This window comes from Streptomyces sp. CB03238, from assembly GCF_002099185.1.
Taxonomy (GTDB): Bacteria; Actinomycetota; Actinomycetes; order Streptomycetales; family Streptomycetaceae; genus Streptomyces.
On the sequence record NZ_NBCN01000026.1, the window covers coordinates 58,557 to 77,839 of the forward strand.

General features: G+C 72.0%; 17 protein-coding genes and 1 riboswitch. Of the genes, 5 read left to right on the forward strand and 12 right to left on the reverse strand.

From position 1 onward, the window contains the following. Window positions 1–68: 68 nt before the first annotated feature. Window positions 69–1,328: a glycoside hydrolase family 18 protein gene (locus BKD26_RS33005; protein WP_084905884.1), complete on the forward strand. Its 1,260-nt coding sequence runs from the start codon at window positions 69–71 to the stop codon at window positions 1,326–1,328. A 21-nt stretch (window positions 1,329–1,349) separates the two neighbouring features. On the opposite strand, the gene BKD26_RS39500 is transcribed toward BKD26_RS33005, so the two are convergent. Both BKD26_RS39500 and BKD26_RS33010 read right to left on the reverse strand, forming a co-directional pair. After that, window positions 1,350–1,496 (reverse strand): SCO1431 family membrane protein, encoded by a 147-nt coding sequence (locus BKD26_RS39500; protein WP_107418080.1) that lies wholly within the window; start codon window positions 1,494–1,496, stop codon window positions 1,350–1,352. Window positions 1,497–1,616: 120 nt separating this feature from the next. After that, the gene (locus BKD26_RS33010) at window positions 1,617–3,092 is read right to left on the reverse strand and encodes a peptidase C39 family protein (protein ID WP_084905886.1); all 1,476 of its coding nucleotides are present in this window, start codon (window positions 3,090–3,092) and stop codon (window positions 1,617–1,619) included. Between the two features lie 154 nt (window positions 3,093–3,246). Between BKD26_RS33010 and BKD26_RS33015 the strand changes: the two genes are divergently transcribed. Both BKD26_RS33015 and BKD26_RS33020 read left to right on the forward strand, forming a co-directional pair. Then, window positions 3,247–3,888, forward strand: a complete 642-nt coding sequence (locus tag BKD26_RS33015; protein ID WP_084905889.1) for a hypothetical protein — start codon at window positions 3,247–3,249, stop codon at window positions 3,886–3,888. 381 nt (window positions 3,889–4,269) lie between these two features. Further along, window positions 4,270–6,195, forward strand: a complete 1,926-nt coding sequence (locus BKD26_RS33020) for an AAA family ATPase (protein ID WP_084905892.1) — start codon at window positions 4,270–4,272, stop codon at window positions 6,193–6,195. Window positions 6,196–6,556: 361 nt separating this feature from the next. Here the strand turns inward: BKD26_RS33020 and BKD26_RS33025 are convergent, their stop codons facing one another. The 10 genes from BKD26_RS33025 to ribD all read right to left on the reverse strand — a co-directional run bounded on the left by BKD26_RS33025 (window position 6,557) and on the right by ribD (window position 15,288). Beyond that, the gene (locus tag BKD26_RS33025; RefSeq protein ID WP_084905895.1) at window positions 6,557–7,768 is read right to left on the reverse strand and encodes a hemolysin family protein; all 1,212 of its coding nucleotides are present in this window, start codon (window positions 7,766–7,768) and stop codon (window positions 6,557–6,559) included. Continuing rightward, a complete protein-coding gene (locus BKD26_RS33030) occupies window positions 7,765–9,084 on the reverse strand; it encodes a hemolysin family protein (protein ID WP_084905898.1) in 1,320 nt (439 codons plus the stop codon). Before BKD26_RS33030 ends, BKD26_RS33025 begins: the two co-directional genes overlap by 4 nt. Window positions 9,085–9,333: 249 nt before the next feature. After that, window positions 9,334–9,786 carry a PH domain-containing protein gene (locus tag BKD26_RS33035; protein ID WP_084905901.1) on the reverse strand — a complete coding sequence of 151 codons (453 nt, stop codon included), beginning with the start codon at window positions 9,784–9,786 and terminating at the stop codon, window positions 9,334–9,336. Between the two features lie 115 nt (window positions 9,787–9,901). After that, window positions 9,902–10,750 (reverse strand): ATP phosphoribosyltransferase, encoded by an 849-nt coding sequence (hisG, locus tag BKD26_RS33040; protein WP_084905903.1) that lies wholly within the window; start codon window positions 10,748–10,750, stop codon window positions 9,902–9,904. Between the two features lie 51 nt (window positions 10,751–10,801). After that, window positions 10,802–11,074 carry a phosphoribosyl-ATP diphosphatase gene (locus BKD26_RS33045; RefSeq protein WP_031078175.1) on the reverse strand — a complete coding sequence of 91 codons (273 nt, stop codon included), beginning with the start codon at window positions 11,072–11,074 and terminating at the stop codon, window positions 10,802–10,804. 35 nt (window positions 11,075–11,109) lie between these two features. Continuing rightward, entirely contained in the window at window positions 11,110–11,595 is a 486-nt protein-coding gene (gene ribH / locus BKD26_RS33050) for a 6,7-dimethyl-8-ribityllumazine synthase (RefSeq protein ID WP_084905906.1), read from the reverse strand. Between the two features lie 36 nt (window positions 11,596–11,631). Next, on the reverse strand, window positions 11,632–12,885 hold the full coding sequence (locus tag BKD26_RS33055; protein WP_084905908.1) for a bifunctional 3,4-dihydroxy-2-butanone-4-phosphate synthase/GTP cyclohydrolase II: 1,254 nt from the start codon (window positions 12,883–12,885) through the stop codon (window positions 11,632–11,634). A gap of 104 nt (window positions 12,886–12,989) precedes the next feature. Then, a complete protein-coding gene (locus tag BKD26_RS33060) occupies window positions 12,990–13,628 on the reverse strand; it encodes a nicotinamide mononucleotide transporter family protein (RefSeq protein ID WP_084905911.1) in 639 nt (212 codons plus the stop codon). Further along, a complete protein-coding gene (locus tag BKD26_RS33065) occupies window positions 13,625–14,233 on the reverse strand; it encodes a riboflavin synthase (protein WP_084905913.1) in 609 nt (202 codons plus the stop codon). The genes BKD26_RS33060 and BKD26_RS33065 overlap by 4 nt, the downstream gene beginning before the upstream one ends. 2 nt (window positions 14,234–14,235) lie before the next feature. Beyond that, a complete protein-coding gene (ribD, locus tag BKD26_RS33070; RefSeq protein ID WP_084905981.1) occupies window positions 14,236–15,288 on the reverse strand; it encodes a bifunctional diaminohydroxyphosphoribosylaminopyrimidine deaminase/5-amino-6-(5-phosphoribosylamino)uracil reductase RibD in 1,053 nt (350 codons plus the stop codon). A gap of 217 nt (window positions 15,289–15,505) precedes the next feature. Then, window positions 15,506–15,636, reverse strand: a riboswitch (FMN riboswitch). A gap of 256 nt (window positions 15,637–15,892) precedes the next feature. Here ribD and BKD26_RS33075 point away from each other — a divergent pair. Together BKD26_RS33075 and BKD26_RS33080 are read left to right on the forward strand one after the other, a co-directional pair. After that, complete coding sequence (locus BKD26_RS33075; protein WP_084905915.1) at window positions 15,893–18,247, forward strand: chitinase C-terminal domain-containing protein; 2,355 nt, start codon at window positions 15,893–15,895, stop codon at window positions 18,245–18,247. 84 nt (window positions 18,248–18,331) lie between these two features. Then, window positions 18,332–19,240 (forward strand): RNA polymerase sigma-70 factor, encoded by a 909-nt coding sequence (locus BKD26_RS33080; RefSeq protein WP_277622432.1) that lies wholly within the window; start codon window positions 18,332–18,334, stop codon window positions 19,238–19,240. Window positions 19,241–19,283: the final 43 nt, after the last annotated feature.

A 19,283-nucleotide genomic window follows, 5' to 3' on the forward strand; every position in this document is an offset into this window, starting at 1 on the left:
CACGCGTCGCGGCAGCCGCACCCGCACGGCCGTCCACCCGCTCTCCCCTCCCCCGCGAGGAGACACGCATGCCCGGACACGTCCCCCGCCGCAGCCGCTTCCGGACGGTGATCGCCGCCCTGTGCGGCGCCGTCCTCGGGGCCGGCCTGCTCGCCACCGCCGGCACCACCGCCACCGCAGTCCCGGAAGCAGCCCCGGCCGCCCACACACACGCGGCCCCCAAGGTCGTCGGATACTTCACCAACTGGGGTGTCTATGGCCGCGATTACCACGTCAAGAACATCCGTACCTCCGGCTCGGCCGCCAGGCTGACGCACATCAACTACGCCTTCGGCAACGTCACCGGTGGCGCGTGCGCGATCGGTGACGCGTTCGCCGACTACGAGAAGGCCTACACCGCCGACCAGTCCGTGGACGGCCGGGCCGACGCCCCCGACCAGCCGCTGCGCGGCAACTTCAACCAGCTGCGCAAGCTGAAGAAGCTCAACCCGCACATCAAGGTGCTGTGGTCGTTCGGCGGCTGGAGCTGGTCCGGCGGCTTCGCCGAGGCCGCGAGGAACCCGGCCGCCTTCGCCGACTCCTGTTACGAGCTGGTCGAGGACCCGCGGTGGGCCGATGTGTTCGACGGCATCGACATCGACTGGGAGTACCCCAACGCCTGCGGCCTGACCTGCGACAACAGCGGCCGGGACGCCTTCACCACGCTGATGTCCGCGGTCCGCGCCAAGTTCGGCGGCCGCAACCTGGTCACCGCCGCCATCACCGCGGACGCCACCCCGGGCGGCAAGATCGACGCCACCGACTACGCCGGGGCGGCCCGGTACGTCGACTGGTACAACCCGATGACGTACGACTTCTTCGGCGCCTGGGCCGCCCAGGGCCCCACCGCGCCGCACTCGCCGCTCACCGGATACCCCGGCATCCCGCAGCAGAGCCACCACACGGACGCGACGATCCTGAAGCTCAAGGGCCTCGGCATCCCGTCGCACAAGCTGCTGCTCGGCATCGGGTTCTACGGGCGCGGCTGGACCGGCGTCACCCAGAAGACGCCCGGCGGCACCGCGACCGGGCCCGCCCCGGGGACGTACGAGCCGGGCATCGAGGACTACAAGGTGCTCAAGACCAGGTGCCCGGCCGACGGGACGGTCGGCGGGAGGGTCGGCGGGACCGCGTACGCCCACTGCGGCACGGAGTGGTGGAGCTATGACACCCCCGCCACCATCGCCGGGAAGATGGCCTACAAGAAGCGGCAGGGCCTCGGCGGGACCTTCTTCTGGGAGCTCAGCGGCGACACCGCGAACGGGGAGCTGATCAAGGCGATCAGGTAGCCGACACAGCCGAGGGACGCGTCACAGCAGGCCGACCTGCGTGACGAGCATCGCGAAGACGACGACGAGCACCCAGCCCAGGACGTGTTCCAGCAGCTGGGGGCCGTCGTCCTTCGGCCCTCCGGTACGGACACGGGGGGCGGCGGCAGCGGCGGCGTTCGTGGTCATGGCTTCTCGCTCTGCGGTCTGGTCGACGGACGTCCCCCCGGTGACCAGACCACAGTGCCAGCACGGACGGCTCCCGGGGTAGAGACGTTCATCACGCCCGCCAGCCACTCACCGGGGCGCTCAGTGGATGCCGACGGCCGCCAGAGCCGTGCGCTGCGCGGTCGTGGGGTGGGCGGGCCAGTACAGGTAGCAGACACCGCCTGTGCCGGAGACCACTTTGCCGGAGGCGTTGTAGCGCTTGGTCCGCAGCCAGATGTTCTCCCACTCGCGGCGCCGGTAGACCCGGCGTACGGCCTCGTTGCTCGGGGACGCCGGGTCGTTGGCGATCACATCGCCGTCGGCCGTGAACCCGATCACGGTCATCAGATGCCCGGCCGTGCCGTAGCCCGCACCCGTCAGCTCCTCCGCCCGGAAGGACTGCGACGTGATGGCCGGGATTCCGGCCCGGACCAGGGTCTCCAGCTCGGTCATGGACCGCAGCCGGGTCACGACCGCGCTCAGGTCGTCGTACGTGGCGGCGTAGGCGGCGTTGAAGGGCCAGTTCCCGCAGCCGTCGTACTGGTAGTCGAAGGTGAAGCGGGCGGCGTGGCAGACCTGGGGGTCGGCGAAGGCCGGGTTCACCCAGGCCAGGTCCTCGGCGGTCGGCTTGCGGCCCCAGTACTCGATGATCATCTGGGAGGAGGTGGGGCTGCACCAGGCCTCGCCGCCGTTGTCGTACTCCGGGTACTGCCCGATGTGCGTGTTCTGCGAGTAGCGCGGGACGATCAGCTCGCGGGCGAGGCCGGGCTCGGAGGCGGGCACCGTGAAGCGGTCCGGAATGTCCGATGCCATCGCGCCCACCCGCCACACGGCCGGCGTGAGCCGGGTGCCGGGCCTGCGGTGGAGGGTGAGCCGCAGCCGGTACGAGACCAGGCGCAGCCCGCTCGCGGTGTCGTCGATCGCGAAGGTGTCGGTCCAGACGGTGCTCCGGCCGTCCTTCTGGCCATCGACCGAGGTGCGCCGGATGTCGCCGTCGCCGGCCGCCCAGCGGCCCATCACGTACCAGGGCGTCTCGGCGCCGTCCGCGTAACGGCCCTTCAGCTCGACCGCGATCCAGGTGCCGGCCGGGGTGTCGGCGTTCCAGGAGGCGATGACCTCGGTCGCCGGGACGGTGGAGACGTGCTCGGGCGAGGTCCAGGTCGCGTACTCCCAGGTGGCCTTCGTGCCGGTGTGCGGATCGGTGTAGTCGGTACGCCCGGCGGGGGCGTCGATCGTCAGCGCGGGGCGGTGGCCGGAGACGGCGCGGGTGCCGGCGCAGGTGCCGGAGCGCCAGTCGGTGTACGAGGTCCAGAAGCGGTTGTCGACGAGGCCGCGCGCCCGCTGCTCCGGGCCGGCGGTGGCGGTCGCGGAGGTCGCGGAGGTGGCGGCTGTCGTCGGCGGAGCGGTCCCCGGCGCGGCGGCGGCCGTGGCGGAGGGCGCCACCGCGCTCCCCGCGACGCCGAGCACGGCCGCGAGCACGGTCCGGCGAGGCGTGAACGGCAGCGTGGACGGCAGCGCGGGCGACGGCGCGGACTGCGGCGCGGATGAGGGGGTGAGCGGCGGCGTGGAGTCGGTCATGGCGGTGTGACCCCCAGACGGGTGTACGGACGGGGCGACAAGGGCACGACAGGTGCGCCCACTATCCCGGTCCGGGCGGGCCCCGGCCAGCAACCCGGCGTCGCGTCGCCCCACCAATATTGGTCTCCACCTGTGGCTTTGTAGGGTGGTCGGCATGGACGACCTCGACCGCCACGCCGCCGCGCTGCGCGCGCTGCCACCCTCGTGCGGCCCCGTCCGGCTGGTCGCGGTCGACGGCCACGCCGGTTCGGGCAAGTCCACCTTCGCGGGCCGGCTCGCGAGGGCGCTCGGCGGCGCCCCGGTGCTCCACCTCGATGACATCGCCACGCACGACGAGCTGTTCTCCTGGACGGACCGGCTCCGGGCGGACGTACTCGGACCGCTGAGCCGTGGCCAGGTCGCGCACGTTCACCCGTACGACTGGAATCTCCGCCGCTTCGACCCGCCCCGGCCGCTCCCCCCGGCCCCGGTCGTCCTCATCGAGGGCGTGGGCGCCGGCCGCCGTGCGATGCGGCCGTATCTGGCCCGGCTGCTGTGGATGGAGCGGGGCGCCGAGGAGTCCTGGGGACGGGGGCGTCACCGGGACGGACCTGCGCAGTACGCGTTCTGGGACGGATGGACGGCGGCGGAGACTCGCCATTTCGCGGCGGACCCTTCCCGGCCCTTCGCCGACGTGCTGGTACGGGAGTGCCCCTCGGGATACGAGTGGCTCCCGGGCCCTGCTGCGACAGCAGGCGCGAACCAGATCATCACGGAGCGTGACCGACTTCTGCCCCCGTCCCAGCCCCCGTACTGAGCAGTCGGAAATCAGCCTTCAGAGTGCCCCAACTTCGCTTGACCGACGGGGCGTACAGGTCTTACGTTCTCAATGTGCGGCTTTCCGGAGCCGCCGCATACGCGAAGCCCCCGGTTGTTCCCCCGTGATCGGGGGCTTCGTTCTGCCCTCACGCGCCTCCCCCAGCGCCGCTCGAGCACCGAACGCTCACCGTCGGTCACCATCCCCGGAACACTCGCGGAATGCTCGCGGCCCCTCGCGGCACCCTTAAGCGCACACTCCCCGTGCAGGTACGATGCCTCTCGGTGCGGTCAAATCCCGTTCACGAGAGGGCGATTGGGAACGCTTCCGGCGGGCGGCCGCCCGGCGGACAGGTACGGGGCACGGTTTGTGGGGGACCCGATGGACATCGGCACGCAGGGCACGCACGCCCCGGCCGACCTCGCCTGGCTGCGCGGCGTGGACGCCTACACCATGGGCGCGTATCCGCAGGCGGAGGAGGAGTTCCGGGCGGCGGTGCGGATCGATCCCGGAATGGCCGACGGCTGGCTCGGGCTGCACGCGCTGCGCGTCGACACGACGACCGCGCTGCTGCGGATGTACCGCAACCGGGACCGCTTCGGCGAGCAGCGCGCCCGCTACCGCCGCACGCTGAACTCCTGGTACTGGCTCGGCTGGTGGGTCCAGCCCGTGCTGGAGAGCCCGCGCGACCTGCTGCTCGCGCACGCCTCGCACTGGCTCGACGGCCGCCACGTACCGGAACTGGACCGGGCGCTGGCCGGACTGCCGCCCGTCGACACCGACCCGCAGGTCCGCTTCCTGCACGCCTGCCGGGCCTACCTGGTCAAGGACTGGGACCAGCTCGTCCGCCACACCGAACCGCTCGTGAACGATCCGCTGCTCGGCATCGAGGCCGGGCTGTTCGGGGGCATGGCACGGGTACGGCTGGAGATGTACGGGCAGGCCGAGCCGCTGCTGTCCGCCGCCCTGATGCGCTGCCGCAGCGAGCAGCCGCAGCGCAAGGAGCTGCGCTACTGGCTGGCCCGCGCGCGTGAGGGCACCGGCCGCAGCGCCGCCGCGCTCCCCCTGTACCGGGCCGTGCACCGGATCGACCCGGCCTTCATGGACACCGCCGCGCGACTCGCGGCGATCGCCGAGTACGACGGTTTCGACGGCTCCGACGATCCGGCGGCGGACCTGGCCTCGGCCTCCGTGACGCTGGCCGGCGTCGGTCAGGACACCGTGGACCTCCCCGACCTCCCGGAAACCCCGCCCGGCGACGGGCTCCGCCTGGGCGGCGAGCCGCAGCCGCCGGCTCAGCCCTCGCCTGTCGTCCCCCATGGCGTACGGGAGAAGGCGCCCGGGCCCGGCCGGTCGCGCCCCGCGGCGTTCCCCGCCGGTCCCACCGACCCGGCGCTGCTGGCCGAGGCGCTCGCCGAGCTGGAGCGCATGGTGGGCCTGGAACCGGTGAAGCGGCAGGTCAAGGCGCTCTCGGCACAGCTGGAGATGGCGCGGTTGCGCGCCGGGCAGGGCCTTCCGGTGCAGCCGCCGAAACGTCACTTTGTCTTCTCCGGCCCCTCCGGCACCGGGAAGACGACGGTCGCCAGGATCCTCGGCCGGGTCTTCTACGCCCTCGGGCTGCTCGGTGGCGACCATCTCGTGGAGGCCCAGCGGTCCGACCTGGTCGGGGAGTTCCTCGGCCAGACCGCCGTGAAGGCCAACGAGCTGATCGACTCGGCGCTGGGCGGGGTGCTGTTCGTCGACGAGGCGTACTCCCTGTCCAACTCCGGATACAGCAAGGGTGACGCGTACGGCGACGAGGCGCTTCAGGTGCTGCTCAAGCGCGCCGAGGACAACCGCGACCACCTGGTGGTCATCCTCGCCGGCTACCCCGAGGGCATGGACCGGCTGCTGGCCGCCAATCCGGGCCTGTCGTCCCGCTTCACCACGCGGGTCGACTTCCCCTCGTACCGGCCGCTCGAACTGACCGCAATCGGCGAGGTGCTGGCTGCGGCGAACGACGACGTGTGGGACGAGGAGGCCCTGGAGGAGCTGCGCTCCATCAGCGGCCACGTGGTGGACCAGGGCTGGATCGACGAGCTGGGCAACGGCCGGTTCCTGCGCACGCTGTACGAGAAGTCGTGCGCGTACCGCGACCTGCGGCTGTCCGGCTACACCATGACGCCCACCCGCGAGGACCTCGCCACGCTGCGTCTGCCGGACCTGATGCAGGCGTACGGCGAGGTCCTCTCGGGCCGCGGCCCCACCCCCCGCAACCCCCAGGACCCCCCGGGCACGCCCGGCTCCCCCGGCCCGACGGGCTACTGACCGCGCGGAGGAACACCACCGGGGTGCAGCCCGCGTGACCCGACGCCCGACGGGGGCACGGCACTTCACGTGCGTGCCCCGGCACGGGCACCGCGCGGCACGGCGTGCCCCCGGCTGCACTGGCCCCGGCCGACCGGCAAACCGACGCGAGCGCGGCACGACGCCGGCGCGGTACGACGCGGGTGCGGTACGACGCAGGCGCGGTACGACGCGGGTGCGGCACGGCCGCGCGGCGAGCGCCACACGGCGCGCGCCGGTCGCGTCGGCGCCGGGCCGGCCGGTGATGACCGGGCGGCCCGGCCCGATCGGCGCGGCGCCCGGCCGGATCGGCACGGCGCCCGGGCAGGAGCCGCGCCGCCGGTCAGGCGGTGAGGACGCCCTGGGCCGGGCCCGGGTCGGCGGCCGGGTCACGGGTGGCAGCCGGGTCACGGGTGCCGACCGGGGCTGCAGCGGTGGCCGGGTCCGCGGCCGCGGCCGGGGGCGGGGCGGTGAGCGGTGCCGGGGGCGGGGGCGGGGTGACCGCGGGGACCAGGGGCGTGGACGAGCGGTGGGCGGGGTCGCGGACCTCGCCGACCAGCATTTCCAGGACGTCCTCCAGCGCGACCAGGCCCAGGACCCGCCCCGACGCGTCGGCGACCTGGGCCAGGTGCGTGGCCGCGCGGCGCATCACGGTGAGGGCGTCGTCGAGCGGCAGCTCGGCCCGCAGCGTGGCCATCGGGCGCCACACGTGCTGCGGTACGGCCCGGTCGGCGTCCTCCAGCTCCAGCACGTCCTTGACGTGCACGAAGCCCATGAAGACGCCGCCCCCGCCCTCCGCGCACACCGGGAACCGGGAGTACCCGGTGCGGACGGTGAGATCCTCGACCTCGGCCGGGGTGACCGACGGGGTGACCGTCACCAGGGACGTACGGGGGATGAGGACGTCGGAGACGGGGCGGCTGCCCAGTCCCAGGGCGTCCTCCAGCCGTTCCTGCTCGGCCGGGTCGAGCAGCCCGGCCTGGCCGGCGTCCTCGACGAGCCGGCCGAGCTGGGCGCTGGTGAACACCGCCTCCACCTCGTCCTTCGGCTCGACCCGGAAGGCCTTCAGCACCAGCCGGGAGCAGGCGCCGAGCGCCGCCGTCACGGGGCGGCACAGCCGGGCGAAGCCGACGAGCCCGGGGCTGAGCCACAGCGCGGTCTTCTCCGGCGCCGCCATGGCGAGGTTCTTCGGCAGCATCTCGCCGATGACCAGGTGCAGGAAGACCACCACGGCCAGCGCGATGACATAGCCCAGCGGATGGATCAGGCCCTCGGGCAGGTGCACGGCGTGGAAGACGGGCTCCAGCAGGTGCGCCACGGTCGGTTCGGCGACCGCGCCGAGGGTGAGGGAGCACACGGTGATGCCGAACTGCGCGGCAGCCATCATCTGCGGCAGGTTCTCCAGGCCGTACAGGACCTGGCGGGCCCGCTTGGAGCCGGGGCCGAGCGGTTCGATCTGGCTGCGGCGTACGGAGACGAGGGCGAACTCGGCGCCCACGAAGAAGCCGTTCGCGAGCACCAGCAGCCCCGCGAAGAGCAGTTGGAGGACGCTCACCGGGCGGCCTCCAGCACGGCGTCGGCCGTACGGACGAGGCGGACGCGCTCGGCGCGGTACCGGTCCACCTGGCGTACGGAGAGGCGCCAGCCGGGCAGTTCGGCACGGTCGCCGGGGGCCGGGATGCGGCCGAGCAGATCGGCGACGAGCCCGGCGACGGTCTCGTACGGCCCGTCGGGGACGTCGAGGCCTATCCGCTTCAGGGTGTGGACGCGGCAGCTGCCGTCGGCCTCCCACGCGGGGTGGCCGTCCTCGGCGCCGACGGCGGCCAGCTCGGGCAGGTCGTCGCCCTCGGCGTCGTGCTCGTCGCGGACCTCGCCCACGAGCTCCTCGACGATGTCCTCCAGGGTGACGACGCCGGCCGTGCCGCCGTACTCGTCGACGACGACGGCGATCGGCTGCTCGCTGCGCAGCCGCTCCAGGAGTGCCTGGGCGGGCAGCGTCTCGGGGACGAGCAGCGGCGGGACGGCGACCCGGCCCACCGGCGTACGCAGCCGCTCGTGCGTGGGCACGGCGAGCGCGTCCTTCAGGTGGACCATGCCGACGATCTCGTCGATGCGCTCCCGGTAGACCGGGAAGCGGGAAAGGCCGGTGGCCCGGGTCAGATTGACGACGTCGGCCGCGGTGGCGTCGGTCCGCAGCGCGTTGACCTTCACGCGCGGGGTCATCACGTGCTGCGCGGTGAGCCCGCCCAGCGACAGCGTCCGTACGAAGAGGTCGGCCGTGTCCTGTTCGAGGGCGCCGGCCCGCGCCGAGTGCCGGGCGAGCGAGACCAGCTCGCCGGGCGTACGGGCGGAGGCGAGCTCCTCGGTGGGCTCGACGCCCAGCAGCCGCACGAGATGGTTGGCGGCCGCGTTGAGCAGGGTGATGACCGGCCGGAAGGCGGACGAGAACAGGTGCTGCGGGCCGGCGACGAACCGCGCGACCTGCAAGGGCCGGGAGACGGCCCAGTTCTTGGGGACCAGCTCGCCGATCACCATCTGGACGGCGGACGCGCCCAGCATGCCGATGGCCACCGCGACGCCGGAGACGGCCCCTTCGGGCAGTCCGGTCGCGGTGAGGGGCCCGTCGAGGAGCTGCGCGAGCGCGGGCTCGGCGAGCATGCCGACGACGAGTGAGGTGATGGTGATGCCCAGCTGGGTGCCGGACAGCTGGAACGACAGCTCCCGCAGGGCCTTGACGACCGTACGGGCCCGCCGGTCGCCCTCGGCGGCGGCGCGTTCGGCGTCCGCCCGCTCCACGGTGACGAGCCCGAACTCGGCCGCCACGAAGAAGCCGTTGGCGAGGATCAGGAGGAATGCCGCGGCGAGCAGCAGGAGGGGGTGGTCATGCCGCCGCCTCCTCGGAGGGGGCGGCGCAGGTACTACCGGACGATCCGTCCATTGCTGGAGGGAATCACTCCTCGGGTCGCAGGTGCCTCGCCGGCCTGGTGGTGCGTGTGCTGCCGTATGCGCGAGGCGGTGGCGCGCTCGGCGCCACCGCCATAAGAGTAATCACGCCTGCCCCTGGTGGGGCAGAGGGTCGGCGCCCATACGGGCGACATGCCCGGTCGTGGGACCGCCCGCTCAGGCGGCGTCGGTGCCGGTGCCGCGGGCCTCCGCGAGCGCGCGCAGCGCCCGTGCGTCACGGATGGCCTGCTGCTTGCCGATGCCGGGCTGGATCCCCAGCGCGGGCATGCTGGTGCCGTCGCTGAGGTCGAGGAAGACCCAGGGGTCGCCCTCGCGCAGGTTCACCTGGAGGATCTCGGCCCACGCCAGGCGACGCGTTCGGGTGAGGTTGACGACGGTGACGCCGTCGTCGTCGGCGACGACCTTGGGGCGGCTGAGGAGCGCCAGGACGCCGAAGAAGAGCGCCGCGGTGAAGACGAAGCTCGCACGCTCCCCCGCGCCGAGCTTCTCCAGCATCAGGGCGACGGCCGTGATGGTCACGAACATCACCGTGCCCACGGTCAGCAGGACGGCCCGGGTCCGGGTCGGCCGGAAGGTGACCGGAAGGGCGGGGACGTGGGGGTCGGACATCTGTCGGTACCGATTCCGGTTCTGGTTCTGGTTCGGGTTCTGGTGCGGGCTTCGGAGCCGGGCCCAGGGGGCGGCTTGGGGAACCGCCCCTGGGAGGCGTGCCTGGGGCCGGGTCCTAGAGGCGGCAGGCGTGGATCTCGGTCGTCAGGATGGCGCGTGCGCCCAGGGCGTACAGGTCGTCCATGATCCGCTGTGCCTCCCTGGCGGGGACCATGGCGCGGACGGCGACCCAGCCCTCGTTGTGGAGCGGCGAGACCGTCGGGGACTCCAGGCCGGGAGTGAGGGCGACGGCCTGCTCCAGGTGCTCGGCGCGGCAGTCGTAGTCCATCATCACGTACGAGCGGGCCACCAGGACGCCCTGGAGGCGGCGCAGGAACTGCTGCACCTTCGGGTCGTCGGCGGGCGCGCCGGTGCGGCGGATGACGACGGCCTCGGACTTGAGGATCGGCTCGCCGATGACCTCCAGGCCCGCGTTGCGCAGCGAGGTGCCGGTCTCCACGACGTCGGCGATGATCTGGGCGACGCCGAGCTCGATGGCGGTCTCGACGGCGCCGTCGAGGTGGACGACGGAGGCGTCGATGCCCTGGTCGGCGAGGTGCTTGGCGACGATGCCCTCGTAGGAGGTGGCGATCGTCATGCCGCCGAAGTCGACGGGGCCGCTCGCGGTGCCGGGCTTGGTGGCGTACCGGAAGGTGGAGCGGGCGAAGCCGAGCTGGAGGATCTCCTCGGCGTTGGCGCCGGAGTCCAGCAGCAGGTCGCGGCCGGTGATGCCGATGTCGAGCTTGCCGGAGCTGACGTAGATGGCGATGTCGCGGGGGCGGAGGTAGAAGAACTCGACCTCGTTCTCCGGGTCGACCATCACCAGCTCTTTGGACTCCTTGCGCTGCTGGTAGCCGGCCTCATGGAGCATCGCCGACGCAGGTCCGGACAGTGAACCCTTGTTGGGGACGGCGATGCGCAGCATGGGGTGGGCTTCCTAACTGTGAAAAGGAGGTTCTGGATGAAAGGGGTGGGCTCAGAGGTGGGCGTAGACGTCGTCGAGCGAGATCCCGCGGGCGACCATCATCACCTGGACGTGGTACAGCAGCTGCGAGATCTCCTCGGCGGCGGCTTCCTTGCCCTCGTACTCGGCGGCCATCCAGACCTCGGCGGCCTCCTCGACGACCTTCTTGCCGATGGCATGGACGCCCTTGTCCACCAGCTCGGCGGTGCGGGAGGTGGCGGGGTCGCCGGTCTTGGCCTTGAGCTCCAGCTCGGCGAAGAGCTCTTCGAAGGTTTTGTTCGCCATGATGGTCCTAAGAGTACGGGGTACGCCGTGCGCACTCAGCGCCAGGGTTCGCTGACCGTGCGCAGTGTGGTGGCGGTGGCGACGGCGGCGGTGACCGCCTCGTGGCCCTTGTCCTCGTTCGAGCCCTCCAGGCCGGCCCGGTCCAGGGCCTGCTCCTCGGTGTCGCAGGTCAGTACGCCGAAGCCGACGGGGACGCCGGTGTCGACGGAGACCTGGACGAGGCCCTGGGTGACGCCCTGGCACACGTACTCGAAGTGGGGGGTGCCGCCCCGGACGACGACGCCGAGCGCGACGATCGCGTCGTAGCCGCGGCCGGCGAGGACCTTGGCGACGACCGGGAGCTCGAAGCTGCCGGGGACCCGGAGCAGGGTCGGCTCGTCGATGCCGAGCTCGTGCAGGGCGCGCAGGGCGCCGTTGACGAGACCGTCCATGATCTTCTCGTGCCACTGCGCCGCGATCACGGCGACCCGGAGGTCGCCGCAGTTCTTCACGCTCAGTTCGGGTGCGCCCTTGCCGCTCACGTGCGTACTCTCCTCGGTGCTCTTGCTTGCTCGGACTTACTGGTTGTTGCAGGGCGACGCGCCGGCGGCGGCGTCGAGCCAGGGAAGGTCGTGGCCCATCCGGTCGCGCTTGGTGCGCAGGTAGCGGAGGTTGTGCTCGCCCGCCTGGACGGGCATGGGCTCGCGGCCGGTCACGTCGAGTCCGTACCGGACCAGGGCGGCGACCTTGTCGGGGTTGTTCGTCATCAGCCTCAGGCTGCGTACGCCGAGGTCGGCGAGCATCTGGGCACCGGCGGCGTAGTCGCGGGCGTCGGCGGGCAGGCCGAGCTCCAGGTTGGCGTCGAGTGTGTCGTGGCCTCGCTCCTGGAGTTCGTACGCGCGCAGCTTGGACAGCAGGCCGATGCCGCGTCCCTCGTGGCCGCGCAGGTAGACGACGACGCCGCGGCCGGCCTCGGTGATGCGTTCCATGGAGGCCTGGAGCTGGGGGCCGCAGTCGCAGCGCAGCGAGTGGAAGATGTCGCCGGTCAGGCACTCGGAGTGGACGCGGACGAGGACGTCCTCGCCCTCGCCGATGTCGCCGTGGACGAGCGCGATGTGCTCGACGCCGTCGACGGTGGAGCGGTAACCGTACGCGGTGTACTCGCCGTGCGCGGTCGGCAGCCGCACCTCGGCCTCGCGGCGGACGGTCGGCTCGCTGCTGCGCCGGTAGGCGATGAGGTCCTCGATCGAAATGATCGTCAGGCCGTGCTTGCGGGCGAAGGGGACGAGCTCGGGCAGCCGCAGCATGACGCCGTCCTCGCCGGCGATCTCGACGATCGCGCCGGCCGGGCGGAGCCCGGCGAGCCGGGCCAGGTCGACGGCGGCCTCGGTGTGGCCGTTGCGGACGAGGACGCCGCCGGGCTGGGCGCGCAGCGGGAAGACGTGGCCGGGGCGGACGAAGTCGGTGGGCTCGGCGTCGCCGCTCGCGAGGAGCTGGAGGGTGGTGGCGCGGTCGGCGGCGGAGATGCCGGTGGTGACGCCGTGGACGGGGGCGGCGTCGACGGAGACGGTGAAGGCCGTCTTCATGGACTCGGTGTTGTCGCCGACCATCTGCGGGAGCTGGAGGCGGTCCAGTTCGTCGCCCTCCATGGGGGCGCAGATCAGGCCGCGGCACTCGCTCATCATGAAGGCGACGATCTCGGGGGTGGCCTTCTCGGCGGCGATGACGAGGTCGCCCTCGTTCTCGCGGTCCTCGTCGTCGACGACCACGACGGGGCGGCCGGCGGCGATGTCGCGGATGGCCTGCTCGACGGGGTCGAGGGCGAGGTCCATGGCGTCCCAGATGGGAATCGGAGAGGTGCCGCGATGGGGGTCCCCCCAGGCCGTAGGCCGCGGGGGAGGCTCGTTGGGGGCGGTGGCGGGAGACGGGCGGGCGGTCATGCGGGTGCTCCTTCCAGGGCGGACTCGCTCGCGCGGGAGCGCAGCCACCAGTCGCGCAGGCCCCACAGGACGAGCGCACCGTAGATGACGTAGACGAAGCCGGAGAAGGCGTAGCCGTTGGCGAAGTTGAGGGGTACGCCGACGAGGTCGACGAGCAGCCAGGCGAACCAGAACTCGACCATGCCGCGGGCCTGGGCGTACATGGCGACCAGCGTGCCGACGAAGATGTACGCGTCGGGCCACGGGTCCCAGGACAGCGCCGGGTAGGCGGTGAACAGGCCGCCGACGGCGAGGGTGCCGAGGACGGCGCCGCCCGCCATGATGCCGCGCTCGCGCCAGGTGGCGAAGCGCACGGCGATCGAGCCGTCGTCGGCCTTCTGGCGGCCGCGGGTCCACTGCCACCAGCCCCAGGCGGCGACCGCCATGACCACGACCTGCTTGCCGGCGCTGCCGGTGAGGTGGCCGGCGAAGGCGGCGAAGAGGATGAGGCCGGCGGCGAACTGGGCGGGCCAGGTGAGGACGGAGCGGCGCCAGCCGAGGGCGAGGGCGATCAGGCCGATCGTGTTGCCGATCATGTCGGACCAGATGATGTGCTGGCCGAACGCGGTGAAGGCCTCGGAGTTGAGCCAGTTCACTTGGCCGTCTCCCCGGTCCGGTCGCCGAGCAGGCGCTCGACGTACTTGGCGATGACGTCGACCTCGAGGTTGACCGGGTCGCCGGGCTCCTTGGTGCCGAGCGTGGTCAGGGCGAGGGTGGTCGGGATGAGGCTGATGGTGAAGTAGTCGGGGCCGGCGTCGACGACGGTGAGGCTGACGCCGTCCACCGTGATGGAGCCTTTCTCGACGACGTACCGGCGCAGGGAGGCGGGGAGGGAGATCGTGACGATCTCCCAGTTCTCGGAGGGCGTGCGCGCCAGGATGGTGCCGGTGCCGTCGACGTGGCCCTGGACGATGTGGCCGCCGAGCCGGTCGCCGACCGCCATGGGCCGCTCCAGGTTGACCCGGGAGCCGGTGGTGAGCGCGCCGAGGCTGGAGCGGTTCAGCGTCTCGGCCATCACGTCGGCGGTGAACTCGCCGTCGGCGGTCTCCACGACCGTGAGGCACACGCCGTTGACGGCGATCGAGTCGCCGTGCTTGGCGCCTTCGGTGACGAGGGGGCCGCGCAGGCGGAAGCGGGAGGAGTCGCCGAGGTTCTCGACGGCGGTGACCTCGCCCAGCTCTTCGACGATTCCGGTGAACACGCTCAGCGCTCCTTCGATGCGACGGTGGCAGTGATACGAAGATCGGGGCCGATGCGTACGGTCTCGGTGACGTCGAGCCGCAGCGCTTCGGTGAGGGTGGTGATCCCGGTGTCGGCGAGGGCGGCGGGGCCCGCGCCGAGGAGCACCGGTGCCAGGTAGCCGACGATCTTGTCGACGGCTCCGGCGGCGACGAAGGACCCGGCGAGGGCCGGGCCTCCTTCGAGGAGTACGGAGCGGACGCCGCGCTCGTGCAGGGCGGCCAGCAGGGCCGGTACGGACAGGCCCCGGTCCGCCCTCGGCAGGCGTACGACATCCGTCATGGTGGTCTCGGCGTCCTCCGCGACCGCGATCAGGGTCGGCGCGGCGTCGTCCAGGACGCGGGCGCCGGGCCGGACGGCGGTGGCCTCGGTGTCGACGACGACGCGCAGCGGCTGGACGGCGCCTTCGATGCCGCGTACGGCGAGGTGCGGGTCGTCCGTACGGGCGGTGCCGGAGCCGACGATCACGGCGTCGGCCTCGGCGCGCAGCCGGTGGACGTCGGCGCGGGACTCGGGGGAGCTGATCCAGCGGCTGGTGCCGTCCTGGGCGGCGACGCGGCCGTCGAGGGTGGCGGCGTACTTCCACAGGACGTAGGGGCGGCCGAGGCGTACGGAGGTGAGCCAGGCGGCGTTGCCGGCCTCGGCCTCGTCCTCCAGGAGCCCGGCGACGACCTCGACTCCGGCCGCGCGCAGGGTGTCGGCGCCGCCGGTGGCCTGCGGGTTCGGGTCGCCGACCGCGTACACGACCCGGGCGATCCCGGCCTCGATGAGGGCCTGGGCGCAGGGGCCGGTGCGGCCGGTGTGGTTGCAGGGTTCGAGGGTGACGTAGGCGGTGCCGCCGCGGGCGAGGACGCCGGCCTGGCGCAGGGCGTGGACCTCGGCGTGCGGGCCGCCGGCGCGCTCGTGCCAGCCGGCGCCGACCTCGTGTCCGGAGGCGTCGAGGACGACGCAGCCGACGACCGGGTTGGGGCTGGTGGAGCCGAGTCCGCGGGCGGCGAGCGCGACGGCGCGGCGCATGGCGGCGACGTCGGCCGCGGCTGCCGTGCCGGGGGTGTCCGCTGCGGTGGCCACCGGGTCCTCCTGCCTCTTCGGGCGCGGACTCCGGGGCCTGTCGATGACGACAGAGAGCGGGAACGACACCACCGCACAGGGGGACGCGAGGCCGACGGCACCGGTCGCCGGACGTCGGCGACCAGCGGACATACGGCCGGTCGCCCCGTGGAGGGGTCACCCGCCGCGCACTGCCTCCCATCCGGACTTTCACCGTCGGTCCAGGAATTTCACCTGGTCAACCGGCCACTGGATGCGGCCGGGTCGCGGACTGTAACCGCCGGTTCGGAATTACACCGACCCCGGAGTGCGCTGCTGCTGATACAGGGCCAGTGTGCCACGCCGGATCGTCACCCATGCGGGCGAAGAATGTGTCCTGCCTCACACGCCGGCCGGAGACTTCGCCCGGTCCGGACCTACTGGTCCAGACCTATTGACCACTTGGTCTAGTCCTTTTAATGTCTGCGTCACCTCCACGGAGTCGGCCCGAGGGTGTGCGCACACCAGTGGCCAACACGACCCCTCCCCTTGCCAGTTGTGTGCCCCTCAGCCTCCCCAGGAGGAACCGACCGTGCTGTCCCCCACGCACAGACGAGCCACCCTGCTCGCGTCCGGCGCCGCCGTCGCCGGGCTGCTGCTCGGCTCGCTCTCCGGTGGCGTCTCGCACGCCGCCGCCGACCACCAGACCTGTCGCCCCGACGGTCTGCACACGACGCCCGGTGTCGACGTCCCGTACTGCTCGGTCTACGACACCGAGGGCCGCGAGAAGATGGGCGCGGACCACCAGCGCCGCGTCATCGGCTACTTCACCGGCTGGCGCACCGGCAAGGACGGGACGCCCGCCTACCTCGCCTCGAACATTCCGTGGGACAAGGTCACCCACATCAACTACGCCTTCGGGCACATCGACTCCGCCAACAGGCTCTCGGTCGGCACGGACGGCACGGCCAACGCCGCCACCGGGATGACCTGGCCTGGCGTCTCGGGCGCCGAGATGGACCCCTCGTACACGTACAAGGGGCATTTCAATCTGCTGAACAAGTTCAAGAAGCAGCACCCGGACGTCAAGACGCTGATCTCGGTGGGCGGCTGGGCGGAGACCGGTGGGTACTTCGACGACAGCGGCAAGCGGGTCGATTCCGGCGGCTTCTACTCAATGGCCACCAACGCCGACGGCTCGGTCAACCAGGCGGGGATCAGCACCTTCGCCGACTCGGCGGTCGCCTTCATCAAGAAGTACGGCTTCAACGGCGTCGACATCGACTACGAGTACCCGACCTCGATGAAGGACGCGGGCAACCCGCTCGACTACCCGGTCTCCAACGCCCGCCGCGCGGGGCTCGTCAAGGGGTACGCGGCCCTGATGAAGACCCTGCGTGAAAAGCTGGACAGGGCGGGCGCGGCCGACGGCAAGCACTACATGCTCACCGTCGCGGCGCCCTCCTCCGGCTATCTGCTGCGCGGGATGGAGACCTTCCAGGTCCAGAAGTACCTGGACTACGTCAACATCATGTCCTACGACCTGCACGGCGCCTGGAACGAGTACGTCGGCCCGAACGCCTCGCTCTTCGACGACGGCAAGGACGCGGAGCTGGCGGCGGCGAACGTCTACGGCAGCCAGCAGTACGGCGGCATCGGCTACCTCAACACCGACTGGGCGTACCACTACTTCCGCGGCTCCATGCCGGCCGGCCGGATCAACATCGGCCTGCCCTACTACACGCGCGGCCACAAGAACGTGCAGGGCGGCACGGACGGCCTGTGGGGCAAGGCGGCCGCGACCACCTGCCCGGCCGGCTCCGGCCTGACCAAGTGCGGTGACGGCGCGGTCGGCATCGACAACCTGTGGCACGACAAGGACGACAACGGCAAGGAGTCCCCGGCCGGCTCCAACCCCATGTGGCACGCCAAGAACCTGGAGAAGGGCGTCGCCGGCGACTACCTGACGAAGTACGGCTTCGCCGCCGGGACCAGGCTGACCGGCACGTACGCCCGCAGGTACGACTCCACGCTGGTCGCGCCCTGGCTGTGGAACGCGGAGAAGAAGGTCTTCCTGTCGACGGAGGACGAGCAGTCGGTGGCCCGCAAGGCCGACTACGTGGTCGACAGGGGCATCGGCGGCACGATGGTGTGGGAACTGGCCGGTGACTACGGCTGGAACGCGGCCAAGGGCCAGTACGAGCCCGGCTCCACCCTCACCTCGCTGATGTACGACGCGTTCAAGGCGGCCACGCCGTACGGCGCGAAGGTCTCGAACAAGGCGCTGCCCACCAAGGCGGTGAACATCGGCGTGGAGTTCGGCGAGTTCAAGCTCGGAGACTCCAACTACCCGATCACCCCGAAGCTGAAGATCACCAACAATACGAGGACGACGCTCCCGGGCGGCACGGAGTTCCGGTTCGACTACGCGACGGCGGCCCCGGGCAACGCCTCGGACCAGTCCGGCTTCGGTACGAAGGTGATGAGCAGCGACCACACCGGAAGCAATGTGGGCGGCCTCAAGGGCGACTTCCACCGCGTCTCGCTGAAGCTGCCGGCCTGGCAGAGTCTGGGGCCCGGTGCGTCGGTGGAGCTGTCCTTCAACTACTACCTGCCGGTGTCCACCCCGTGGAACTGGACGGTGAACATCGGCGGTACGACGTACGCGCTCGCCGGTGACCTGGCGCGGGGGACGACGGTGGTCGAGCCGGGGACGGGTACGGGCCCGTCACCGACGCCCGACCCGACGAACCCGACGCCGACGCCCACGCCCACTCCGACACCCGGGGCGTGCACCGCGCCCGCATGGAGGGCGTCTGCCGAGTACGGCGGCGGCTCCACGGTGTCCCATGCGTCCCGTACCTGGAAGGCGAAGTGGTGGACCAAGGGCGAGGAGCCCGGCACCACCGGCGAGTGGGGTGTCTGGCAGGACCTCGGCGCCTGCTGACCTTGTGACGGGACGGAGCCCGGCGGTGGACAAACGGCCCTTGCCGCCGCCGGGCCTCTCGGTGCGTTGTGCCAGGCTGTGCGCGTGACGACCGCGCTTGCCGATGAGGCCGATGAAGCCGATGAGTTCGAGAGCCACCGCCGCCGCATGTTCGGGCTCGCCTACCGGATGCTCGGCTCCGCCGAGGAGGCCGAGGACACCGTGCAGGACGCGTACGTTCGCTGGAGCGGCGCGGACCGGGCGGCGATCGGGCACCCGGCGGCCTGGCTCGCCAAGGTCGTCACCAACCTGTGCCTCAACCGGCTCACCTCCGCCCGTGCCACCCGCGAGGCATACCCCGGCCCGTGGCTGCCGGAACCGGTGGTCACGGCGGACGGGGCGCTCGGTCCGCTCGAGTCGGCCGAGCAGCGCGACGCCGTCTCGACGGCGCTGCTGGTGCTGCTGGAGCGGCTGACGCCGACGGAGCGGGCGGTGTACGTGCTGCGCGAGGCGTTCGCGTACAGCCATCGTGAGATCGCCGGGCTGCTGGAGCTGACCGAGGCCAACTGCCGGCAGCTGTACCGGCGGGCGGTGGGGCGGATCGCCGCACCGGAGAACCGTTTCGCGGCCGGGCCCGAACAGCATCGGGTGCTGGTCGAGTCCTTCATCGCCGCCGCCCGGGAGGGCGACCTGGCCGGACTGGAGAAGCTGCTGGCGGCGGATGTGGCGTGGTCGTCCGACGGTGGTGGTGTGGTGACGGCTGCCCGGAGGCCGATTCTGGGGCGGGAGAAGGTGCTGCGGTTCCTGGCGGGGGCGTTCCAGGGCTTCGCGGCCTCGCTGCGCCTCACGGTCGTGGAGGCCAACGGCGCGCCGGCGCTGGCCGCGTGGGACGGTTCCTCGCTGGTCTCCCTCGCCTCGTTCGAGATCCGGGACGGGGCCGTCTCGCACGTACGGGCGGTGGCCAATCCGCACAAGCTCGCGTTCGCGGCGCGGCAGCTGTCACATTCCGGGTAGCTCGCCGGTTCCTTGCACATGACTACGTCATGAGGAGCTGAGG

Coding starts and splice junctions, on each gene's coding strand:
- BKD26_RS33020 (WP_084905892.1), top strand. CDS start 4,270: ATGGACATCGGCACGCAGGGCACGCACGCCCCGGCCGACCTCGCCTGG.
- BKD26_RS33055 (WP_084905908.1), bottom strand. CDS start 12,885: ATGGACCTCGCCCTCGACCCCGTCGAGCAGGCCATCCGCGACATCGCC.
- hisG (WP_084905903.1), bottom strand. CDS start 10,750: ATGCTGCGCATCGCCGTCCCCAACAAGGGTTCACTGTCCGGACCTGCG.
- BKD26_RS33015 (WP_084905889.1), top strand. CDS start 3,247: ATGGACGACCTCGACCGCCACGCCGCCGCGCTGCGCGCGCTGCCACCC.
- ribD (WP_084905981.1), bottom strand. CDS start 15,288: ATGCGCCGCGCCGTCGCGCTCGCCGCCCGCGGACTCGGCTCCACCAGC.
- BKD26_RS39500 (WP_107418080.1), bottom strand. CDS start 1,496: ATGACCACGAACGCCGCCGCTGCCGCCGCCCCCCGTGTCCGTACCGGA.
- BKD26_RS33045 (WP_031078175.1), bottom strand. CDS start 11,074: ATGGCGAACAAAACCTTCGAAGAGCTCTTCGCCGAGCTGGAGCTCAAG.
- BKD26_RS33010 (WP_084905886.1), bottom strand. CDS start 3,092: ATGACCGACTCCACGCCGCCGCTCACCCCCTCATCCGCGCCGCAGTCC.
- BKD26_RS33005 (WP_084905884.1), top strand. CDS start 69: ATGCCCGGACACGTCCCCCGCCGCAGCCGCTTCCGGACGGTGATCGCC.
- BKD26_RS33035 (WP_084905901.1), bottom strand. CDS start 9,786: ATGTCCGACCCCCACGTCCCCGCCCTTCCGGTCACCTTCCGGCCGACC.